This window comes from Burkholderia sp. Leaf177 (genome assembly GCF_001424345.1).
GTDB lineage: Bacteria > Pseudomonadota > Gammaproteobacteria > Burkholderiales > Burkholderiaceae > Caballeronia.
Genome location: NZ_LMPF01000002.1, coordinates 148,832 through 167,451 on the forward strand (window position 1 = coordinate 148,832; position 18,620 = coordinate 167,451).

Annotated in this window: 20 protein-coding genes; 13 read left to right on the forward strand and 7 right to left on the reverse strand. The window is 60.1% G+C overall.

Annotation, left to right across the window (positions count from 1 at the left end):
- Positions 1 to 57 precede the first annotated feature (57 nt).
- The 5 genes from ASG35_RS04450 to ASG35_RS04470 all read right to left on the reverse strand — a co-directional run bounded on the left by ASG35_RS04450 (position 58) and on the right by ASG35_RS04470 (position 4,066).
- The gene (locus ASG35_RS04450; protein ID WP_056353209.1) at positions 58 to 840 is read right to left on the reverse strand and encodes a peptidylprolyl isomerase; all 783 of its coding nucleotides are present in this window, start codon (positions 838 to 840) and stop codon (positions 58 to 60) included.
- An 86-nt stretch (positions 841 to 926) separates the two neighbouring features.
- Positions 927 to 1,262 (reverse strand): BolA family protein, encoded by a 336-nt coding sequence (locus ASG35_RS04455; protein ID WP_056353211.1) that lies wholly within the window; start codon positions 1,260 to 1,262, stop codon positions 927 to 929.
- On the reverse strand, positions 1,259 to 1,798 hold the full coding sequence (locus tag ASG35_RS04460; protein WP_056353215.1) for a septation protein A: 540 nt from the start codon (positions 1,796 to 1,798) through the stop codon (positions 1,259 to 1,261). Before ASG35_RS04460 ends, ASG35_RS04455 begins: the two co-directional genes overlap by 4 nt.
- Before the next feature lie 199 nt (positions 1,799 to 1,997).
- Complete coding sequence (msrB, locus tag ASG35_RS04465) at positions 1,998 to 2,420, reverse strand: peptide-methionine (R)-S-oxide reductase MsrB (RefSeq protein ID WP_056353217.1); 423 nt, start codon at positions 2,418 to 2,420, stop codon at positions 1,998 to 2,000.
- Positions 2,421 to 2,479: 59 nt separating this feature from the next.
- A complete protein-coding gene (locus tag ASG35_RS04470; RefSeq protein ID WP_056353218.1) occupies positions 2,480 to 4,066 on the reverse strand; it encodes a protein adenylyltransferase SelO in 1,587 nt (528 codons plus the stop codon).
- Between the two features lie 155 nt (positions 4,067 to 4,221).
- Here ASG35_RS04470 and ASG35_RS04475 point away from each other — a divergent pair, with 155 nt between their 5' ends.
- From ASG35_RS04475 to ASG35_RS04525, 11 genes are all read left to right on the forward strand, one after another.
- Complete coding sequence (locus tag ASG35_RS04475) at positions 4,222 to 5,880, forward strand: 3-(methylthio)propionyl-CoA ligase (protein WP_056353220.1); 1,659 nt, start codon at positions 4,222 to 4,224, stop codon at positions 5,878 to 5,880.
- 244 nt (positions 5,881 to 6,124) lie between these two features.
- Positions 6,125 to 8,209 carry a 3-hydroxyacyl-CoA dehydrogenase NAD-binding domain-containing protein gene (locus ASG35_RS04480; RefSeq protein ID WP_056353765.1) on the forward strand — a complete coding sequence of 695 codons (2,085 nt, stop codon included), beginning with the start codon at positions 6,125 to 6,127 and terminating at the stop codon, positions 8,207 to 8,209.
- 21 nt (positions 8,210 to 8,230) lie between these two features.
- Positions 8,231 to 8,857, forward strand: a complete 627-nt coding sequence (gene pncA / locus ASG35_RS04485) for a bifunctional nicotinamidase/pyrazinamidase (protein WP_056353222.1) — start codon at positions 8,231 to 8,233, stop codon at positions 8,855 to 8,857.
- A gap of 45 nt (positions 8,858 to 8,902) precedes the next feature.
- Positions 8,903 to 10,081 (forward strand): acetyl-CoA C-acyltransferase, encoded by a 1,179-nt coding sequence (locus tag ASG35_RS04490; RefSeq protein WP_056353223.1) that lies wholly within the window; start codon positions 8,903 to 8,905, stop codon positions 10,079 to 10,081.
- 259 nt (positions 10,082 to 10,340) lie between these two features.
- Positions 10,341 to 10,952 (forward strand): hypothetical protein, encoded by a 612-nt coding sequence (locus ASG35_RS04495; protein ID WP_056353224.1) that lies wholly within the window; start codon positions 10,341 to 10,343, stop codon positions 10,950 to 10,952.
- Between the two features lie 8 nt (positions 10,953 to 10,960).
- Positions 10,961 to 11,203, forward strand: coding sequence for a hypothetical protein (locus tag ASG35_RS04500; protein WP_056353227.1), 243 nt, complete (start codon positions 10,961 to 10,963; stop codon positions 11,201 to 11,203).
- Between the two features lie 160 nt (positions 11,204 to 11,363).
- Positions 11,364 to 11,666 (forward strand): Dabb family protein, encoded by a 303-nt coding sequence (locus ASG35_RS04505; protein WP_056353768.1) that lies wholly within the window; start codon positions 11,364 to 11,366, stop codon positions 11,664 to 11,666.
- Between the two features lie 4 nt (positions 11,667 to 11,670).
- Positions 11,671 to 12,135, forward strand: a complete 465-nt coding sequence (locus ASG35_RS04510; RefSeq protein WP_056353232.1) for a PaaI family thioesterase — start codon at positions 11,671 to 11,673, stop codon at positions 12,133 to 12,135.
- Between the two features lie 40 nt (positions 12,136 to 12,175).
- The gene (locus tag ASG35_RS04515) at positions 12,176 to 13,183 is read left to right on the forward strand and encodes an NADP-dependent oxidoreductase (protein ID WP_056353233.1); all 1,008 of its coding nucleotides are present in this window, start codon (positions 12,176 to 12,178) and stop codon (positions 13,181 to 13,183) included.
- A gap of 27 nt (positions 13,184 to 13,210) precedes the next feature.
- The gene (locus ASG35_RS04520) at positions 13,211 to 14,080 is read left to right on the forward strand and encodes an SDR family oxidoreductase (RefSeq protein ID WP_056353235.1); all 870 of its coding nucleotides are present in this window, start codon (positions 13,211 to 13,213) and stop codon (positions 14,078 to 14,080) included.
- Between the two features lie 46 nt (positions 14,081 to 14,126).
- Positions 14,127 to 15,089 carry an alpha/beta hydrolase gene (locus tag ASG35_RS04525; RefSeq protein ID WP_056353236.1) on the forward strand — a complete coding sequence of 321 codons (963 nt, stop codon included), beginning with the start codon at positions 14,127 to 14,129 and terminating at the stop codon, positions 15,087 to 15,089.
- Here ASG35_RS04525 and ASG35_RS04530 read toward each other — a convergent pair.
- A complete protein-coding gene (locus ASG35_RS04530) occupies positions 15,086 to 15,916 on the reverse strand; it encodes an NRDE family protein (RefSeq protein WP_056353237.1) in 831 nt (276 codons plus the stop codon). The two genes, ASG35_RS04525 and ASG35_RS04530, sit on opposite strands and share 4 nt — an antisense overlap.
- Before the next feature lie 9 nt (positions 15,917 to 15,925).
- Entirely contained in the window at positions 15,926 to 16,900 is a 975-nt protein-coding gene (gene ygfZ, locus ASG35_RS04535) for a CAF17-like 4Fe-4S cluster assembly/insertion protein YgfZ (RefSeq protein WP_056353240.1), read from the reverse strand.
- Between the two features lie 61 nt (positions 16,901 to 16,961).
- On the opposite strand from ygfZ, the gene mltG reads away from it, so the two are divergent.
- Positions 16,962 to 17,978, forward strand: coding sequence for an endolytic transglycosylase MltG (gene mltG / locus ASG35_RS04540; RefSeq protein ID WP_056353242.1), 1,017 nt, complete (start codon positions 16,962 to 16,964; stop codon positions 17,976 to 17,978).
- Complete coding sequence (gene tmk, locus ASG35_RS04545) at positions 17,978 to 18,598, forward strand: dTMP kinase (RefSeq protein WP_056353771.1); 621 nt, start codon at positions 17,978 to 17,980, stop codon at positions 18,596 to 18,598. Before mltG ends, tmk begins: the two co-directional genes overlap by 1 nt.
- Positions 18,599 to 18,620 lie beyond the last annotated feature (22 nt).

Here is an 18,620-nt window from a genome sequence, read left to right on the forward strand (position 1 = left end):
CACAAAAAAGCCGCTCGAAATATCGAGCGGCTTTTTTACATCTGCATTAAACCGAGATCACTTGATCGTCGCTTTCTTGCGCAGGTCTTCTTCGAACTTGGCGAGCTTTTCCTGCTGAATCTGTTGCGCGATCTGCGCCTTGACCTGCTCCAGCGGCGGCGGGGCAACATCGCGTACGTCGTCCAGACGAATGATGTGCCAGCCGAATTGCGTCTTCACCGGCGTATCCGTCATCTCGCCTTTCTTCAGCTTCTCAGCCGCTGCGCCAAACTCCGGCACATAGGCCTGCGGGCTCGACCAGTCGAGATCGCCGCCGTTCTTGCCCGATCCCGGGTCCTTCGAATACTGCTTCGCCAGGTCTTCAAAGCTCGCGCCGCCCTTGATCTTCGCGATCAAATCCTTGGCCTGCGCTTCGTCCTCGACCAGGATGTGATGCAAGTGATATTCCTTGCCGCCGCCCGCCTGCTTGACCATCTCGTCGTAACGCGCCTTGATCTCGGCATCGGTCGGCGCATTCGCCTTCACGTAATCCTCGATCAACGCACGCAACACCACCGTCTGCTGCGCCACCGCGATCTGCGCCTTCACGTCGGGACGCGTGGCAATACCGCGTCGCGCTGCTTCCTGCATCAGGATTTCGCGATTGACCAGTTCCTGGCGAACGGCGGCCTGCAATTGCGGCGTGTCCTGCTGGCCTTGCTGGACCAGTTGCGCCACGAGGGCGTCGACGCGGGACTTCGGAATTGGCGTGCCGTTGACTACGGCAATGTTCTGAGCGAAAGCAGGCGCTGCCGCGAACGCGGCCAGCAAGACCCAAATACGGGGGTTTTTTAGAATCATCGAGGGTTCCTGATCAGGACGAGGGCAGAAATTACTGGAATGAATTGACGGTGTCTCGAAACGTGAGTGCGTAGCGGCGCGGAGGCTTATTCGAACTGGTCTGCAAATTCTTCAGGCGTATAAGCCTTGATGGCAAGGGCATGAATGCCTCGCCGCATCTCGTCGGCCAGCGCATCATACACTAGCCGATGCCGCGCCACGCGTGGCTTCCCGGCGAATCCGGCGGCCACGATGGTCACCGTATAGTGGCTTCCCGCCGACGCCCCGGCGTGCCCGGCGTGAGCCGCGCTGTCGTCGTCGATATGAACGGATTGCGCGTTTAAAGCCGCATTCAGCCGCGCTTCGAGATGCGCGATCTTGCCTTCGGCGGACGCGTTGACGAAGTTATCGGTGGGAACGGGATCAAAACCGGGATCGCTCATTTGCCTTCGTCCTCTTTCATGTACTTCGCGAGCCACAAACTCTGCGCGACGATAAACACCAGCAAGCATCCGGTCGCGCCGAACAACTTGAAGTTGACCCATTGATCGGTCGTGTAGTTGTAGGCCACGAACAGGTTCACCACGCCGAGAATGGCGAAGAACACGGCCCACGCGAGATTCAACTGGCCCCACACACGATGCGGCAACACAATCTGCTTGCCCATCATCGCTTCGATGAGGTTCTTGTTGAAGATGCCCTGCGACACGATCAGCGCCCCGGCGAAGAGCCAGTACAGCGCGGTGGGTTTCCACTTGATGAACGTATCGTTGTGAAGCACGAGCGTTGCGCCGCCGAACACGACCACTACGCCCAGGCTCACCCACAACATGGGATCGACCTTGCGATGCCGGAACGCGACCCACGCAATCTGCACGAGCGTGGCGACAATCGCGACCGCGGTGGCGGTGTAGATGCCCCAGATCTTGAATGCAACGAAGAAGAGGAGGATCGGGAACAGATCGAACAGAAATTTCATGTCGTTGGGACGGGGAGGGGCATCGAGGTGAAAGCGCACGTGCGACGGACTTGGCCGGGATCGAATCGTGTTCGGAGCCGGCCGTGACGACGCGCGCGTTTAAGGTGGTCGTTAGTAAGTGACCGCTAAATAATCGCTGGTCGGGCCGTAACGCGAAAGCCGGAAAAAAGGCGGCTTACCGAAGCAAGCCGCCCTGTACTTACTTAGGTTCGAATTGTAGCGCAGCCGAGTTGATGCAGTAGCGCAGGCCGGTCGGCGCCGGGCCGTCTTCGAAAACGTGGCCCAAGTGCGCGCCGCAGTTGTTGCACTGGACTTCAATGCGCAGCATGCCATGCGTGCGGTCCGTTTTTTCCTTGACGACTTCGCCGTTGATCGGCTTGAAGTAGCTCGGCCAGCCGCAACCGGCATCGAACTTCGTATCCGATTCGAACAGCGGCGTGCCGCAGCACACGCAGTCGTAAATACCGCGTTCCGTGTGATCCCAGTATTCGCCCGTGAACGGCCGCTCGGTGGCGGCGTGCCGCGTGACCTGATACTGGATATCGGTCAGTTCCTTCTTGTACGTGGCGTCGTCTTTTTGCAGCGGAGCAGCGGGTTCCTTCGTGAGGTCGTCTCGGTTCATACATTATCTCCAGAGCAGTAGAGCGGCTTGATATCCGGCTCAGGTATTTGGGGGCAATTTCAGGAAGAACAACTGACTTCCGGGTCGCTTGCCCAGTCGGGCGGCAGGCCGGCGTAGGCTTCGAATTCAGGCTGTTCGCTGAATGGATGGCGCAGCACGCGTGCCAGACGTTCGACTTCCGAAAAATCCTTTTCCTTCGCCAGGCGGATGGCGTTTTCGGCCAGATGATTGCGCAGGACAAACTTTGGGTTGCCGGCGTTCATGGCTGCAGCGCGATCTTCGTCGCTGCGTGTTTCCTCCGACAAACGCTGGCGATACTCGTTCGCCCATGCATCGAAAGCGGCGCGGTCGAGAAACAGATCGCGTACGGGTGCGTCCCCGGAAGCATCCGCCTTGCGCAGTTTGGCGAGATTGCGGAACGTCAGCGTGAAATCCGCGCGGTTCGCGTTCATGACTTCAAAAAGACGGTTGGCGAGTGTGTCGTCGCCTTCGCGGATTTCCGCGAGACCGAGTTTTGCACGCATACGTTGTTCGAGCGCCGGCGCAAACCGCTCGCGAAAACCTTCAAGAACGCGCTGCGCGTCCTCGATGATCTTATCGTTGCGAACGGTTTCGTCGTATTGCGGACCGAGCAGCGGCACGAGCGCCTGGGCGAGACAAAACAGGTTCCAGTAGCCAATTTGCGGCTGCATTTTGTACGCGTACCGGCCTTGCGAGTCCGAGTGATTGCAGATGTGATTCGCGTTGAATCCATCGATAAACCCAAACGGCCCGTAGTCGATGGTCAGTCCCAGGATCGACATGTTGTCGGTGTTCATCACGCCGTGACAGAAACCGACGGCTTGCCAGTCCGCCATGAGATCGGCCGTGCGCAGAGTGACTTCGCCGAGAAGCGCGAGGTACGGGTCATCGGCTTCGCGGCATTGCGGATAAAACCGGTCGATCACGTGATCGGCGAGCTTGCGCAATTCGTCTTCGCGATCATTCGTGTAGAAATGTTCGAAGTGGCCGAAGCGCACGAAACTCGGCGCAACGCGCGTCACGACGGCCGCGGTTTCCATTGTCTCGCGGCGTATCGGCTGGTCCGATCCCGTCACGCACAACGCGCGCGTGGTCGGAATGCCAAGATGGTGCATGGCCTCCGAGCACAGGTATTCGCGTATGGACGAACGCAGCACCGCGCGGCCATCGCCCATGCGCGAGTAGGGCGTGCGTCCCGCGCCTTTCAGCTGCAACTCGAGCCGTTTGCCATCGTGTTCAACTTCACCGAGACCGATCGCGCGTCCGTCGCCGAGCTGACCGGCCCAGACGCCGAACTGATGCCCCGAATACACCGATGCATACGGCAATTCGTTCGCCGGAAGATCGCGCGTGGTGTTCCCCGTGAAATAGTCGATAAACGCGGGATCCTGGGCGTTTGCTGCATTGAAGCCGAGTTGGGCGGCGGTATCGGCGGAAATGCCGACCAGATACGGCGCGGGCAAAGGCGAGGCAGGCAGGCGGGTGAGGAACGCGGAACCGAGCGCCACAAACGAATCGCGACGATCGGTCTCGACGGAATCAATCAGTTCGTCCACAGCGACCGAGCTGGCCGGTTCGGCTTCTGCCGCGGCACCGGAAGCCGTACCGCTTGGGGAAAACGACATATTGAGCACCTCATGGTTAACCGATATTGTAAATCCGCGCCCGCGCCGCTGCTGGCGCGCGCTCTTAGCCTTATCGGCATTGGCTTTGAGACAAAAATCAGATATCGCCTAATCAAGAAAGACCCCGTGCATCCGGACTTGTGAGGAACTCGCCCATGACGTCGCCGCTTTTCGGCCAGATGATGGATGTACCGCTGCTCGCTTCATCGCTGATTTCCCACGCATCGCGCCATTTTGGCGATACCGAGATCGTCTCGCGCCGCATTGAAGGCGATCTTCATCGATACACCTGGCGCGATTGCGAAAAGCGCGCGAAACAGCTCGCGCAGGCGCTGATCGGGCTGGATGTGCAGCCGGGCGAACGCATTGGCACGCTGGCGTGGAACGGATATCGGCATCTGGAACTTTATTACGGCGTGACCGGCATGGGCGCCGTGTGTCACACCATCAACCCGCGGCTTTTCCCGGATCAGATCGCGTTCATCATCAATCATGCCGACGACGAATACGTCGCCTTCGACATGACATTCACCGCGCTCGTGGACATCATCGCGCCGCAATGCCCGAACGTGAAAGGCTGGATCGCACTCGGCGATGAAGCGTGCATCGGCACCCATCTCGGCGATATGGCCACGCCCGTCACCAGCTACGAAACGATGCTCGCGAAATACGATGGCGACTACGAATGGCCCGTGCTCGATGAACGCGCGGCATCGTTTCTTTGCTACACGTCGGGCACGACGGGCAATCCGAAGGGCGCGCTGTACACCCATCGCTCGACCGTGCTGCACGCGTTCGGCGCGGCGCTTCCCGACGCTATGGCGTGTTCATCGCGCGACGCGATCCTTCCGGTCGTGCCCATGTTCCACGTCAACGCCTGGGGCATTCCGCACGCGGCGGCGCTCGTTGGCGCAAAGCTCGTGATGCCCGGCAATTGTCTCGATGGCAAATCGCTCTACGAGCTGATGGAAGCCGAGGGCGTGACGTATTCGGCCGGCGTGCCGACCGTCTGGCTCGGTTTGCTGAACTACGTGAAACAGGCGGGCGTGCGCTTCAATACGCTGCAACGCACGGTCATTGGCGGATCGGCGTGCCCGCCCGCAATGCTGCGCACGTTCGAGGACGACTACGGCATCGAGGTCATTCACGCATGGGGCATGACAGAAATGTCGCCGCTCGGGACGCTCGCCAAGCTGAGCTGGAAACAGCGCCAGCGTTCGCCGGAAGAGCAGCGGCATCTGCGTGAAAAGCAGGGACACGTGATGTTCGGCGTGGATATGAAAGTCGTCGGCGATGACGGCGCGGAACTTCCGTGGGACGGCAAATCGTTCGGCGACTTGTATGTGCGCGGACCGTGGGTGATCGACCGGTATTTCCGGAAGGACGATTCGCCGCTCGTCGATGGCTGGTTTCCGACGGGCGATGTCGCGACTATCGATGCCGATGGTTTCATGCACATCACCGATCGCAGCAAGGACGTGATCAAGTCGGGCGGCGAATGGATCAGTTCGATCGATCTCGAGAACGTGATGATGTCGCATCCGCAGGTCGCGGAGGCCGCGTGCATCGCGTGTTCGCATCCGAAGTGGACGGAGCGGCCGTTGATCGTGGTCGTGCTGCGGCCGGACGCAACCGTGACGCGCGAGGAATTGCTCGCGTTCTACGACGGCAAGGTGGCGAAATGGTGGCGTCCGGACGACGTCGTTTTCGCCGATGAACTGCCGCATACGGCCACCGGCAAGCTGCAGAAGCTGAGGTTGCGCGAGTTGTATCGTGAGCATGTGTTGCCGACGGTTGGTGAAAGCGTCGGTTGAGTTTTGATCTATCGGGCTGCCGTCGCGCAGCCCTTTTTTCTCTCCTGTCTCCTCAGTCCGCAATAACAAAATTGAACGAGCGTTCGTTTTTGTGTATTCTTGCCGGATCGCTCGAATCAAAGCGTCGTATTCCGCATCAACCCCAACGCACCAACCCAACGCATCACAATCGCGGCAACGCACGATCAGCGCCTTCCGGCTTTTTGCCGGAAGATAGATGGCGCACTGAATGGAGGAAGACGAAATGGCAGTGGATTACACGACCCGCGACGGCATCGCCGTCATCACGCTGAACAACCCGCCGGTGAATGGCCTCGGGTTCTCCACGCGGCTTGGCATTGTTGAAGGCATCGAGAAAGCGCAGGCCGATGCATCGGTCAAGGCCATCGTTCTGACGGGCGCCAGCAGGGCATTTTCCGGGGGCGCCGATATCACCGAATTCAACACGCCTAAAGCGACGCAAGAACCCACGCTGCATACGGTCATCAAGGTCGTGGAAGGCAGTACGAAACCCGTCGTGGCGGCGATCCACAGCGTGGCGATGGGCGGCGGCCTCGAGCTTGCGCTTGGCGCGCATTATCGAATTGCTTCAGCGGGAGCGCAGATCGCGTTACCCGAAGTCAAGCTCGGTCTCCTGCCAGGTGCCGGCGGCACGCAGCGTTTGCCGCGCGCCGTGGGTCTGGAAACGGCATTGAACATGATCGTTTCAGGCGCGCCGGTGATGTCGGAGAAACTCGCTACGTCGGGCTTGTTCGATCAGATGGCCGAAGGCGATTTGCTGGATGAGGCCATCGCGTTTGCGCAGAAAGTCGGCGCGCAAACCGGACCGCATCCGAAGGTGCGTGACCGCAAGATCGAGCATCCGAATGCTGAAGGTTTCATCCAGTTCGCGCGCAACATGGTCACGCCGATGGCAAAAAATTTCCCGGCGCCGCTCAAATGTATCGATGCAGTCGCGGCCGGCGTCAAGCTCGGCTTCGATAAAGGCCTGGCCGCCGAGCGAGAATGTTTCGTGGCGCTCGTGCAGACGCCCGAAAGCCGCGCATTGCGTCACGCGTTCTTCGGCGAACGCGCGGCGAGCAAGATTCCCGATGTCCCTTCGAACACGCCGATGCGCAAGATCGAACGCGTTGGCGTGATCGGCGCGGGGACAATGGGCGGCGGTATCGCAATGAACTTCATCAACGCCGGCTTGCCGGTGACGCTGCTTGAAACGAAACAGGAAGCGCTCGATCGCGGCCTCGCGACGATTCGCAAGAATTACGAAAGCGCGGTGAAGAAAGGCCGTTTAACGGCCGAAAAGCTCGAAGAAAGGCTCGCGCTGATCACGCCCACGTTGGCGTACGAAGATCTGAAGGACGCCGATCTCATTGTCGAAGCTGTGTTCGAGGAACTCGGCGTGAAGGAGCAAGTGTTCTCGAAACTCAATCAGGTGGCGAAGAAGGGCGCGATTCTGGCATCGAATACATCCACGCTCGATGTCGACAAGATCGCTGCATTTACGAAGCGTCCCGAGGACGTCGTCGGCATGCATTTCTTTAGTCCGGCCAACGTCATGAAGCTGCTCGAAGTCGTGCGCGGCGCGAAGACATCGAAGGACGTGCTCGCCACCGTCATGCAGCTTGCCAAGAAGATCAAGAAGACGGCCGTGGTGTCGGGCGTGTGCGACGGGTTTATCGGCAACCGCATGGTCGAGCAGTATTTGCGTCAGGCGCTGTTCATGCTCGAAGAGGGCGCGCTGCCGGCGCAGGTGGATCGCGCGATCGAAAAATTCGGCTTTGCAATGGGACCGTTTCGCATGAGCGATCTCGCGGGCAATGACATTGGCTGGGCGATTCGCAAGCGTCGCTATCAGGAGAAGCCAGACCTGAAGTATTCGAAGATCGCGGATCGTTTGTGCGAGACCGGGCGCTTCGGGCAGAAGACCGGCGCGGGCTGGTACGACTACAAGGCAGGTGACCGGACGGCGCATCCATCGAAGAACGTGGACGAGATGATCGTCGCGTATTCGAAGGAACTCGGCGTCGAGCGCCGCAAGATTTCGGACGACGAAATCGTCGAGCGCCTCGTGCTCGCGCTCGTCAACGAAGGCGCGTTGATTCTGGAAGAAGGGATTGCATCGAAGGCATCGGACATCGACATGGTCTATCTGACCGGTTACGGTTTTCCGCTGCATCGCGGTGGCCCGATGTTGTACGCGGACACGCTCGGCCTTTACAACGTCGAGCGCGCGATGCGCAAATACGCGGCGCAGCCCAATGGCGATGCATGGAAACCCGCCGCGCGCGTGACCGAACTCGCGGCAGAAGGCCGTGGTTTCACCAACTGAGAACCGCAAAGCGAGGCATCAATGAAAGGCGCAGATGAAGTCCTGCTCGTGATCGATGTACAAAACGATTTCATGCCCGGAGGCGCGCTGGCCGTGTCTCATGGCGATGAAGTCGTGCCCGTGATCAATCGACTTGCGCGGAATTTTTCGCATGTCGTCGTGACGCAGGACTGGCATCCGGCGGCGCATGTTTCGTTCGCCGAGCATCACGCCGGACGCGCGCCTTTCGAGATGACCACGCTTCACTACGGCGAGCAGGTTCTGTGGCCAACGCATTGCGTGCAGGACACGGAAGGCGCGGCGTTGCATCGCGATCTTCATGTGCCGCACGCACGGCTCGTGATCCGCAAAGGGCATCACGCGGGCGTGGACAGCTACTCGGCCTTCATGGAAGCCGATCGCGTCACGCCGACGGGCCTCACGGGTTATCTGCGCGACGTTGGCGCGAAACGCGTCTATTGCTGCGGACTCGCAACGGATTATTGCGTCGCGTGGTCCGCGCTCGATGCGCGTAGCGCGGGTTTCGAGGCCACTGTCATCGACGATGCCTGCCGCGCCATCGATCTCAGCGGATCGCTCGAACGCGCGTGGACGCAGATGGCGGCAGCGGGTGTATCGCGGATTGGTTCGGCTGAACTGTTGCGCTGAACATCATCAACATTATTCGTACTCGAATTCGAAGTGGAGACAGGAATGACTGACGCGGTAATCGTATCGACGGCACGCACGGGCCTCGCCAAATCCTGGCGCGGCGCATTCAACATGACGCACGGCGCGACGCTCGGCGGCCACGTGACGCAAGCGGCGGTGGCGCGAGCGGGCATCGATCCGGCGCGCGTGGAAGACGTGATTATGGGCTGCGCGAATCCGGAAGGCGCGACGGGCATGAACATCGCGCGGCAGATCGCGTTGCGCGCGGGGTTGCCGGTGAGCACGCCTGGCATGACCGTGAACCGATTCTGTTCGTCGGGGCTGCAGACCATCGCGCTCGCGGCGCAACGCGTGATTGCCGGCGAAGGCGATGTGTACGTGGCAGGCGGCGTGGAGTCCATCTCGTGCGTGCAGAACGAAATGAACCAGCACATGCTCTTCGATGGCTGGCTGAAGGAACATAAACCGAGCATCTACTGGTCGATGTTGCAGACCGCGGAGAACGTCGCTAAACGCTACGAGATCTCGAAGGAACGTCAGGATGAATATGGCGTGCAATCGCAGTTGCGCGCGGCTGCTGCCCAGGCTGCGGGAAAATTCAACGACGAAATCGTGCCGATCACCGTGCTCGCCGGCATCGCGGACAAAGCCACGGGGCGTGTCTCGACAAAAGAAGTGACGCTTTCCGCCGATGAAGGCATTCGCGCCGATACCACGCTCGAAGGGGTGTCGAAGATCCGCACCGCAATGCCCGGCGGCGTCATCACGGCGGGCAACGCGAGCCAGTTTTCCGATGGCGCATCGGCTTGCGTGGTGATGAATGCATCGGTGGCTGAAAAAGAAGGGCTGACGCCGCTCGGGATTTTCCGAGGCTTCGCGGTCGCCGGTTGCGAGCCGGATGAAATGGGTATCGGACCGGTGTTCGCTGTACCGAAATTGCTGAAGAAGGCGGGGCTGAAAGTCAGCGACATCGACTTGTGGGAATTGAATGAGGCGTTTGCTGTGCAAGTGCTGTATTGCCGCGATACGTTGGGCATTCCGGCGGCCCGTTTGAACGTGAACGGTGGCGCGATTGCCGTGGGGCATCCGTATGGCGTATCGGGTGCAAGACTGACGGGACATGCGTTGATCGAAGGGAAAAGGCGCGGCGCGAAGTTTGTCGTGGTGACGATGTGTATTGGCGGCGGACAGGGCGCGGCGGGATTGTTCGAAGTGGTGTGATCGGGCGAGCGGCTGGGGGTATTCAACCTTGGCCGATCGGCATATTGCCGGGCGGGAGCTTTCGCCCGACAATCGACCATCGGATTCATTGGATGGTTGCAACGTGATTGAGTAGAGGCAACTGGCGCAACCGGATGCAAACAATGAATCCGGCCGATCACCGCGCAAGCGGTCCGCACCTAGCCAGGAACCGTCTCGATCTCATGACTTTACGTTGTCCAAAGCATTTTCCCTCGACGTTTAGAGCGCAAGCGTGCTCATGATCGTAGACGACGCAATTGCCAGAGACCTGTGTATAGCAACATCGCGCTGCACAGGGCTCGAATATGTAGTCGTCTTTGATATGTTCACGGGCGAGGTGATCGGCCAGCGTTCTGGAAAGCCCGATAGCGCGGGTTTTTCTCTCGCAGTACGGGAGGCAGCACTTGATTCGCAGCGTAAGCTAAAGGTCGTTCACAGCCACCCGCAAGACAAGGCGCTCTCGCTGAGCCCGGTTGATTTGATCGTGCTGTGGGATTACGAGGGAATCTACGAACTCGAGGCGGTTACACCCGATGGCAGCTGGTTTCTTGCGCGCGCAGGCGCACATTCGCGCGAACTATCGAAGGCTTATGTGGGCCGCGCCTTTAACGATCTTTACAAGATCTGTTTGAACGTGAAGGGGCACGATCCGCTTTCTTCAGCGGAGGCCCGGTATCTGGATGAAGCAAGTACCGATTTGTACTGCAGAGCATTAGCGAAACGTGGGACAATTACCTATGAGTGCGGTTTGAGCAGGCGATTAGAAATCGCCTGGAACCCGCACAGCAGGTTGCGCGACGAACTGGTTAGACTGACTGTCGCGCGATCAAGAATCCCACAACGGTATTGAGGTGCTATATGGCAATCAATCTTCCCAGCGCGCCCTCCATGTTCGAGAGCGTACGAGAGTGGGAACTTTACGTGTCACGGCTGGAAAGCATCGGTGCGTCCAACGATCAAACGCGCGCGGCCGTTGACTTTGCGCTCAGAATGGCGCGTGAGCTCATCGAGACCAAGAAAAGCCTAGCGCCTGCCCGTCTGCGTCAATATGACGAGGGTAAAGATTCGAGCGCGCGGATGGTGTCGCATCGCTTCGCGTGAGTTGCGAAGTTGGATAAGGACATCAGAAGAAGCCACCCACGGGTGGCTTTTTTATTGCTGGGTTGGCCACGGGTTTTATCTTCGAGTAAGGCGCATCGGAATCTGTTAATTTTATGGGTCGAGCAAGACCCTCGAACGCTAACAAATCAAGGTGATCAAGTTGCTAAGACACATCGTCATGTGGAAGTTGAAGGAAAGCGCCGAGGACGGCACGCGCGCTGAGAACATCGTCAAGCTTAAAGCCAAACTCGAAAGCTGTCGCAGCATTGTTCCAGGCCAGGGGCATTTCGAAGTCGGCGTGGCGCAGGATGGCTACGAAGCCACGTGCGACGTGATCCTCGTCTCGGATTTCGATAACAAGGAAGCGCTCCACGCGTATCAGGTCCATCCGAAGCACGCAGCAATCAAGGACTTCGTGGCTGCGGTGCGTGAATCGCGCCAATGCATCGATTACGAAGTCTGAGCCCATGACCGATTCCTCCATGCTTCCTGAAAGCCCGTTCATCGATTCACTCGGGGTTCAACTGATTTCAGCCGCGGATGGCGCGAGCGAAGTGGTATTGCCGCTGACGCCCACGCATATGAACACGTGGGGCATTGCGCACGGCGGCGTCACCATGACACTCGCCGACGTCGCTCTTGCCATGGCTGCGCGTAGCCTCGCGGGCACGGGCATCGGCGTTGTGACAGTCGAAATGAAAGTCAACTTCATGGAGCCCGGCCGCGGCGAGCTTCGTGCCTTCGCGCGCGTGCTGCACCGGTCGACGACCATGGCGTATTGCGAAGGCGAGATCCGCGACAGCGAAGGGCATTTCGTCGCGAAGGCCTTGGGAACGTTCAAATACATGCGCCGGCTTGCTGTGGGCCGCGATATCGCGCAACAACGCCTTCGAACCGATCCATCGGCAAAACCGGGTCCTAGCGACGCCTGAAATTTCAAGGTCGTTACGAAGACCGCACAGGAGCATCACGATGTCCGAAAACAGAACCATCAATCGTCAGATTCTCCTTGTCTCACGTCCGGAAGGCGCGGCGAGCGCCGATAACTTCAAGCTCATCGAAACTCCTCTTGCATCACTCGCCGACGGTCAGGTGCGCGTGCGAAACCACTATCTCTCGCTTGATCCGTACATGCGCGGCCGTATGGACGATTCGAAATCGTACGCCGCGTCGCAGCCGCTCAACGAGGTAATGATCGGCGGCACGGTGGGCGAAGTGGTGGAAACGAACAATCCGAAATTCGCGGTTGGCGATAAAGTAGTCGGGACCTACGGCTGGCAGGAATTCGGTACGTCCGATGGCAAGGGCTTGAGCAAGGTCGACGACACGCATATTCCGCTTTCGGCCTTTCTCGGTGCGGTCGGCATGCCCGGTGTTACTGCGTGGCTCGGTTTGAACAAGATCATCGAACCGAAGGCGGGCGAGACGGTGCTCGTCAGCGCGGCGAGCGGCGCGGTGGGAAGCGTGGTCGGCCAGTTAGCCAAAGCGGCGGGCTGCCGGGCGGTGGGCATCGCGGGCGGTGCGGACAAGTGCCGGTATGTGAAGGAAACGCTCGGATTCGATGCGTGCATCGACTATAAAGCGGGCAATCTTTACGACGACCTGAAGGCGGCATTGCCCAACGGTGTAGATGGCTATTTTGAAAACGTGGGCGGTGAAGTGCTCGATGCCGCGTTGCCGCGCATGAACGCGTTTGGCCGCATTGCCTTGTGCGGAATGGTTGCCACCTACGACGGCTCGCCGATGCCGCTCAAGAAACCCTCGCTGTTGCTCACGCAACGGTTGAAGGTTCAGGGGTTCATCGTCAGTGAATCGCCGGAAGTGTGGCCCGAGGCGCTCGCTCAACTCGGCGGTCTCGTGGCGCAGAAAAAGCTGCAGTATCGCGAAAGCATCGCGCAAGGACTCGAAAATGCGCCCGAAGCGTTTCTCGGCTTGCTCAAGGGCAAGAACTTCGGCAAGCAACTGGTCAAGCTGATCTGAGTCCGGCGTGCATCGGGAGGAGACGCAATGGATCAATTCGATGGCAAAGTGGCGGTGATCACGGGCGCGGGCAGCGGCTTCGGCCGTGAGTTCGCGTTGAAAGGCGCGGCGCTCGGCATGAAGCTGGTGCTTGCCGACATCGATGTAAAAGGGCTCGCGGATACGGTCGAAATGGCGCGTTCGTTGGGCGCAGAAGCGCTGGGCGTACCGACCGATGTATCCGATGCAAACCAGGTCGATGCCCTGGCGCGCGCGACAATGGACACGTATGGCGCCGTGCATCTGCTGTTCAATAACGCAGGCGTCGGCGCGGGCGGTTTCGTGTGGGAAAACAGCGCGAACGACTGGGCGTGGGTGTTCGGCGTCAACGTAATGGGTGTGGCGAACGGCGTGCGCGCGTTCACGCCGTTGATGCTCGCGCAGAACGAGCCTGCGCATATCGTGAACACGGCGTCCGTTGCGGGCTTGCTGTCCGCGCCTGCAATGGGCGTGTACAACGCGTCGAAGCATGCGGTCGTCGCGCTGACCGAAACGCTTTATCACGACCTGAAGATCGCTGGCGCTCCAGTGGATTGTTCGTTGTTGTGCCCGGCGTTCGTGCCTACCGGCATTGCTCAGGCGGAGCGCGCGCGGCCCGACGAGTTGCGTAACGAAGCGCCCATGACGACATCGCAACAGATGGCGGTCAAGCAGCTTACGAAAGCGGTGGAAGGCGGCAAGCTGAGCGCGAAAGACGTGGCGGAAATCACGTTCGATGCGGTGCGCGAACGTCGGTTCTACGTGCTGACGCATCCGAAGATTCTGGCGTCGGTACAGCTGCGTTTCGATGACGTCGCCCAAATGCGCAATCCGACCGATCCGCTGTCATTGAAGCCCGAGGTGAGGGGACGGACTTGAGCGCAGGTGTGTCATCATCGCGCGCTTTCAACGTGATCCATTTTCCATGCCGCTGAATCCCGCCATTGCCCAGGTCCTCGAACTTATCGCGAAGGCAAAGCGGCCGCCGTTTCATACGCTGACTGCCGCCGCTGCGCGCGCATCGTACGAACGCAGCGCGCTGATCATCGACATCGCGCCCGCGCCCATGTTCGATATCCAGGATCTCGATATTCCCGTGCGCGACGGCGCGTCCATCCGCGCGCGGATTTTCCATCCGGTCGAACCTGCCTGGACGTCGCCGGCGCCGACGCTCGTGTACTTTCATGGCGGCGGTTTCGTGGTGGGCAGCATCGATACCCATGCCGCGCTGTGCCGTCGCCTCGCGGCGGATTCGGGATGCGCGGTGGTATCGGTGGATTACCGGCTCGCGCCCGAGCACAAGTTCCCGACTGCCGTCCACGATGCCTTCGACGCCCTCACGTACCTCCATGCGCAAGCGTCTTCATTGGGACTCGACAGCGCGCGTTTCGCGATTGGCGGCGACAGCGCGGGCGGCACGCTTGCCACGGTCTGCGCGGTGCTCGCGCGCGATGCGGGTATTGCGTTGCGTCTGCAGTTGCTGATCTATCCGGGCGTCAGCGCGCGCCAGGACACGCGCTCGTACGCGCAGTTCGCGGAAGGCCATGTGCTGACGGCGAAAACGGTTCAATGGTTCTTCGACCATTATCTGCGCAATGAAAACGATCGCGACGACTGGCGTTTCGCGCCGCTCGACGCGCGCGGGGAAATGCCGTCGTTCGAAGGAATCGCGCCTGCATGGATTGCGGCCGCCGATCACGACCCGCTCTTCGATGAAAACATCGCCTACGCGGCGAAACTCGAACGCGAGCATGTGGCGGTCGAGCTGGTGCGCTACGAAGGCATGACGCACGAGTTCTTCAAGATGGGCGGTCTGGTGCCGGATGTGGCGAAAGCCCACGCGGACGCGGCGAGTGCGTTGCGTCGATATCTGGGCGTCGACGATTAGCGCGTAATCACAAACGCATGATCTTGTACAAAGTTCCCGGGGCGGACGATTGTGTGAGAGCCGTCGTCGTCGCTAAGTTCTTTGATTTGCAGTTCGAGCTGTCCTTGAACGCATGCAACGCGCAACGCCGTCGTGCTACGTGTTCCATAACCATCGGCTTCTATAAACGCCGCCGACAACACACGCTCACGTTCAATCGAAACTCCGGTGGAGGGCAGAAGGGCGTCGGCGGCAATATGCGGGTTTCGCATTGTCGCGATCAGCACATCGAGCGACGGCTGAACCCGATCTTCGGCATGGACAAGATCGCGCAGGGCGTCGCGTTGCGCAACGAGCTTCGGCCACGGCGTATTGAGCAAGCTGTTCGATAACCCGTGAATGCCGGCATCGAGCAGCGCGGGCGGTGCATCGGCGCGATTGCCGTACCACGCCAGCTCGCGTCGCGTGAAATCTCCGACGATCACGTTGAAGCCGTTATACAGATGCCCGTCGCGGGCAACTTGCCCAAGATAATCGAGTGGTTTTACGCGCTCGCCCGAGAGGAAATTGCTCACCAGCGTGCCGCGAGTCGGCGCACCGGGCCGCACTTCGGATGGCGCCCGATAGTTCGTCAAGGCGGCGAATCGGCCGTCGCGCGTCACGCCCAGCCACGTTCCGCCGCCTGTGAGATCGCGTCCGGCGAGCATATCCGGCGCGTCCTTCCACCAGTGCATCGGCTCGGTTTCGCGGCTGTAGAACTCATCGCGATTGGCGGCGAGCGTCAGCATCGGAGAATTCGGCACGCGGGAGTTCGCATCCGGCTGCCAGTCGAAAACGATCAGGCACATGGAAGCGCCTCAAACTTCGGTAGGCAAGGCGTACGGCAGCGGCGAAAACTTCAGCACGGGGCCATCAGCCGCGCCGACATGCACCGATCCCTGTTCCAGCGCCGCGAGCTTGATTTCCACCAGCGCGTCAACGCCGCCATCGGGTGCGGCGGCCACGTTCACGACCAGGCCGCACGGCTGGCCGGGGTCATCGGAATGGAAAAGTTCGTCGCCGGGTTTCGCCGATTCCACGTGCGCGAGCGATGTCCGCCGCTTGATCGTGCCGCGATACTGACTGCGGGCAACCACTTCCTGTCCCGGATAGCAGCCTTTCTTGAAGTTCACGCCGCCGAGTACATCGAAGTTGACCATTTGCGGCACGAATTGCTCGCTAACCGGCTGCGTAATACGCGGTTCGCCCGCATGGATGTCGAGCCAGTCCCAAACCTCGGCGTTTGCGCGCGTCAGCTTCTTTTCCAGATCGGCGAGATGCGCATCGACTTCGACTTTCGGTCCGACCCATAGAAAACGCGGGCGGCCGGCGGCGTCGGGCACACGGATCAGCGAACCGAGCGGACCGTCCACTTTCACGTGCACGCCGTCGGGCATGGCATCGAAAAGATGGGACAACGCATGGCGCACATCGCCGGCAAATCCCACAGCGGTGAGCGACGGCGTGACGTCCACCAGCTTGGCTTTTGCGCGCATCACGAACATGGACAGGCGCTTCTGCACGCTGGCCTGCAAGTCGGCGGCGATCATCAGGCGCACCGAATCGGCCGCGCGCCACATCAGGAACGACGCCATCAAGCGGCCTTTCGGCGAGCAGAAACCCGCCAGGCGCGCCGTCGATGCATCCAGATGCTGGACGTCGTTCGTCAATTGCGTGTGAAGAAACGCGGCGGCGTCGTCGCCGGTTGTATCGATGAAACCGAACTGCGTGAGCGGCGCGAAAATGCCGCCGGTAAGCACAGCTTGAAAAGGGGAAGCGGTCGAGGAATTCATGGACCTGACTTGGGCGTGAGCGAACAAGTATTATATGGGTCTTACCTAGAGCGTGTTTCGCATGTCCCTTTTGAAGAAATGTCTGGTCGCGGCGGTCGTCGCGGTCGTGGTTGCCGGTGTGCTCGTCGCGGGCATGTTCAAGTGGGCGAACAGCCCGGTCGACCTGGCCTCGCCCGAACTCGATATCACCATCAAGTCTCACAGCACGCTGAAAAGCGTGAGCATCCAGCTCGATCGCGGCGGCGCGCACATGCGGCCCGAGCTGTTCGTGCTGATGACGCGCGTGCTGGGTTTGTCGTCGCAGCTGAAGTCCGGCAATTACGCGTTCAAGGAGGGCATCACGCCCTACGAGATGCTGCAGAAGATCGCGCGCGGCGACGTGAACGAGTACGTGGCGACGATCATCGAAGGATGGACGTTCCAGAAAATGCGCAACGAGCTGGACGGCAATCCGGCGCTCCAGCACGACACCGCAGGCATGACGGACACCGATTTGCTGAAAGCCATCGGCGCGCCGGACGACCTGATCGCGAAGGCGAGCGCAGAAGGCCTGTTTTTCCCGGACACCTATCTCTTCGATAAAGGCACGAGCGATATCGCCGTCTATAAGCGCGCATACAAGCTGATGCAGATGCGCCTGACCGAAGCCTGGAACACGCGTGCGCAGAACCTGCCTTACAAGACGCCGTACGACGCGCTGATCATGGCGTCGATCGTGGAGAAGGAAACCGGGCGCGCCGCCGACCGGCCACTGGTTGCGGCCGTGTTTGCAAACCGGTTGCGCATCGGCATGCCGTTGCAGACCGATCCTTCGGTGATCTACGGTTTGGGCTCGGCTTACGGCGGCCGGCTCAAGAAGAAAGATTTACAAACCGACACTCCGTACAATACCTACACGCGCATGGGCCTGCCTCCCGGTCCTATCGCCTTGCCCGGCGTCGCGGCGCTGGCGGCAACGGTCAATCCTGCGTCGAGCAGCGCGCTTTATTTCGTGTCGCGCGGCGACGGCAGCAGCTTCTTTTCAGACAATCTCGGCGACCACAACAAGGCCGTCGACAAGTACATCCGGGGACAATGATGGTGCGCGGCAAATTCATCACGTTTGAAGGCATCGACGGGGCGGGCAAGACAACACACCTCGGTTGGTTCCGCGAGCGTCTGGAAGCGAAGATCGCATCAACTGGCCATTCGGTCGTGATGACGCGCGAGCCCGGCGGCACGGCGCTCGGCGAGAGCCTGCGCGAATTGTTGCTGAACCAGCCGATGGACCTGGAAACCGAGGCGCTGCTGATGTTCGCCGCGCGCTGCGAGCATCTTGCGCAGGTGATCGAACCGGCGTTGGCGCGCGGCGAGTGGGTGCTGTCGGATCGGTTTTCCGATGCCACGTTCGCCTATCAAGGTGGCGGCCGCGGTTTGCCACGTGACAAACTTGAAGCGCTCGAGCGATGGGTCCAGGGTGGTTTTCAACCGGATCTGACCATATTGTTCGACGTCCCTACGAACGTTGCCAGCGAGCGCCGGGGCGCGGCGCGGGCGCCGGACAAGTTCGAGAGCGAGTCCGATTCCTTTTTCGGGCGCACGCGAGCGGAATACTTGCGGCGGGCGGCGGAATCGCCGGAACGGTTTGTAGTCATCGACGCAACTCAGTCGGTTTTAGAAATTCAGAAAAAACTTGAAGAAGTTGTTTCAAGTATCTGAATTTTATGAATTTAATAGATTT

Excerpts from the sequence above, each read along its gene's own strand:
- ASG35_RS04450 (WP_056353209.1), bottom strand. The coding sequence starts at position 840 with ATGATTCTAAAAAACCCCCGTATTTGGGTCTTGCTGGCCGCGTTCGCG.
- ASG35_RS04455 (WP_056353211.1), bottom strand. The coding sequence starts at position 1,262 with ATGAGCGATCCCGGTTTTGATCCCGTTCCCACCGATAACTTCGTCAAC.
- ASG35_RS04460 (WP_056353215.1), bottom strand. The coding sequence starts at position 1,798 with ATGAAATTTCTGTTCGATCTGTTCCCGATCCTCCTCTTCTTCGTTGCA.
- msrB (WP_056353217.1), bottom strand. The coding sequence starts at position 2,420 with ATGAACCGAGACGACCTCACGAAGGAACCCGCTGCTCCGCTGCAAAAA.
- ASG35_RS04470 (WP_056353218.1), bottom strand. The coding sequence starts at position 4,066 with ATGTCGTTTTCCCCAAGCGGTACGGCTTCCGGTGCCGCGGCAGAAGCC.
- ASG35_RS04475 (WP_056353220.1), top strand. The coding sequence starts at position 4,222 with ATGACGTCGCCGCTTTTCGGCCAGATGATGGATGTACCGCTGCTCGCT.
- ASG35_RS04480 (WP_056353765.1), top strand. The coding sequence starts at position 6,125 with ATGGCAGTGGATTACACGACCCGCGACGGCATCGCCGTCATCACGCTG.
- pncA (WP_056353222.1), top strand. The coding sequence starts at position 8,231 with ATGAAAGGCGCAGATGAAGTCCTGCTCGTGATCGATGTACAAAACGAT.
- ASG35_RS04490 (WP_056353223.1), top strand. The coding sequence starts at position 8,903 with ATGACTGACGCGGTAATCGTATCGACGGCACGCACGGGCCTCGCCAAA.
- ASG35_RS04495 (WP_056353224.1), top strand. The coding sequence starts at position 10,341 with ATGATCGTAGACGACGCAATTGCCAGAGACCTGTGTATAGCAACATCG.
- ASG35_RS04500 (WP_056353227.1), top strand. The coding sequence starts at position 10,961 with ATGGCAATCAATCTTCCCAGCGCGCCCTCCATGTTCGAGAGCGTACGA.
- ASG35_RS04510 (WP_056353232.1), top strand. The coding sequence starts at position 11,671 with ATGACCGATTCCTCCATGCTTCCTGAAAGCCCGTTCATCGATTCACTC.
- ASG35_RS04515 (WP_056353233.1), top strand. The coding sequence starts at position 12,176 with ATGTCCGAAAACAGAACCATCAATCGTCAGATTCTCCTTGTCTCACGT.
- ASG35_RS04520 (WP_056353235.1), top strand. The coding sequence starts at position 13,211 with ATGGATCAATTCGATGGCAAAGTGGCGGTGATCACGGGCGCGGGCAGC.
- ASG35_RS04525 (WP_056353236.1), top strand. The coding sequence starts at position 14,127 with ATGCCGCTGAATCCCGCCATTGCCCAGGTCCTCGAACTTATCGCGAAG.
- ASG35_RS04530 (WP_056353237.1), bottom strand. The coding sequence starts at position 15,916 with ATGTGCCTGATCGTTTTCGACTGGCAGCCGGATGCGAACTCCCGCGTG.
- ygfZ (WP_056353240.1), bottom strand. The coding sequence starts at position 16,900 with ATGAATTCCTCGACCGCTTCCCCTTTTCAAGCTGTGCTTACCGGCGGC.
- mltG (WP_056353242.1), top strand. The coding sequence starts at position 16,962 with ATGTCCCTTTTGAAGAAATGTCTGGTCGCGGCGGTCGTCGCGGTCGTG.
- tmk (WP_056353771.1), top strand. The coding sequence starts at position 17,978 with ATGGTGCGCGGCAAATTCATCACGTTTGAAGGCATCGACGGGGCGGGC.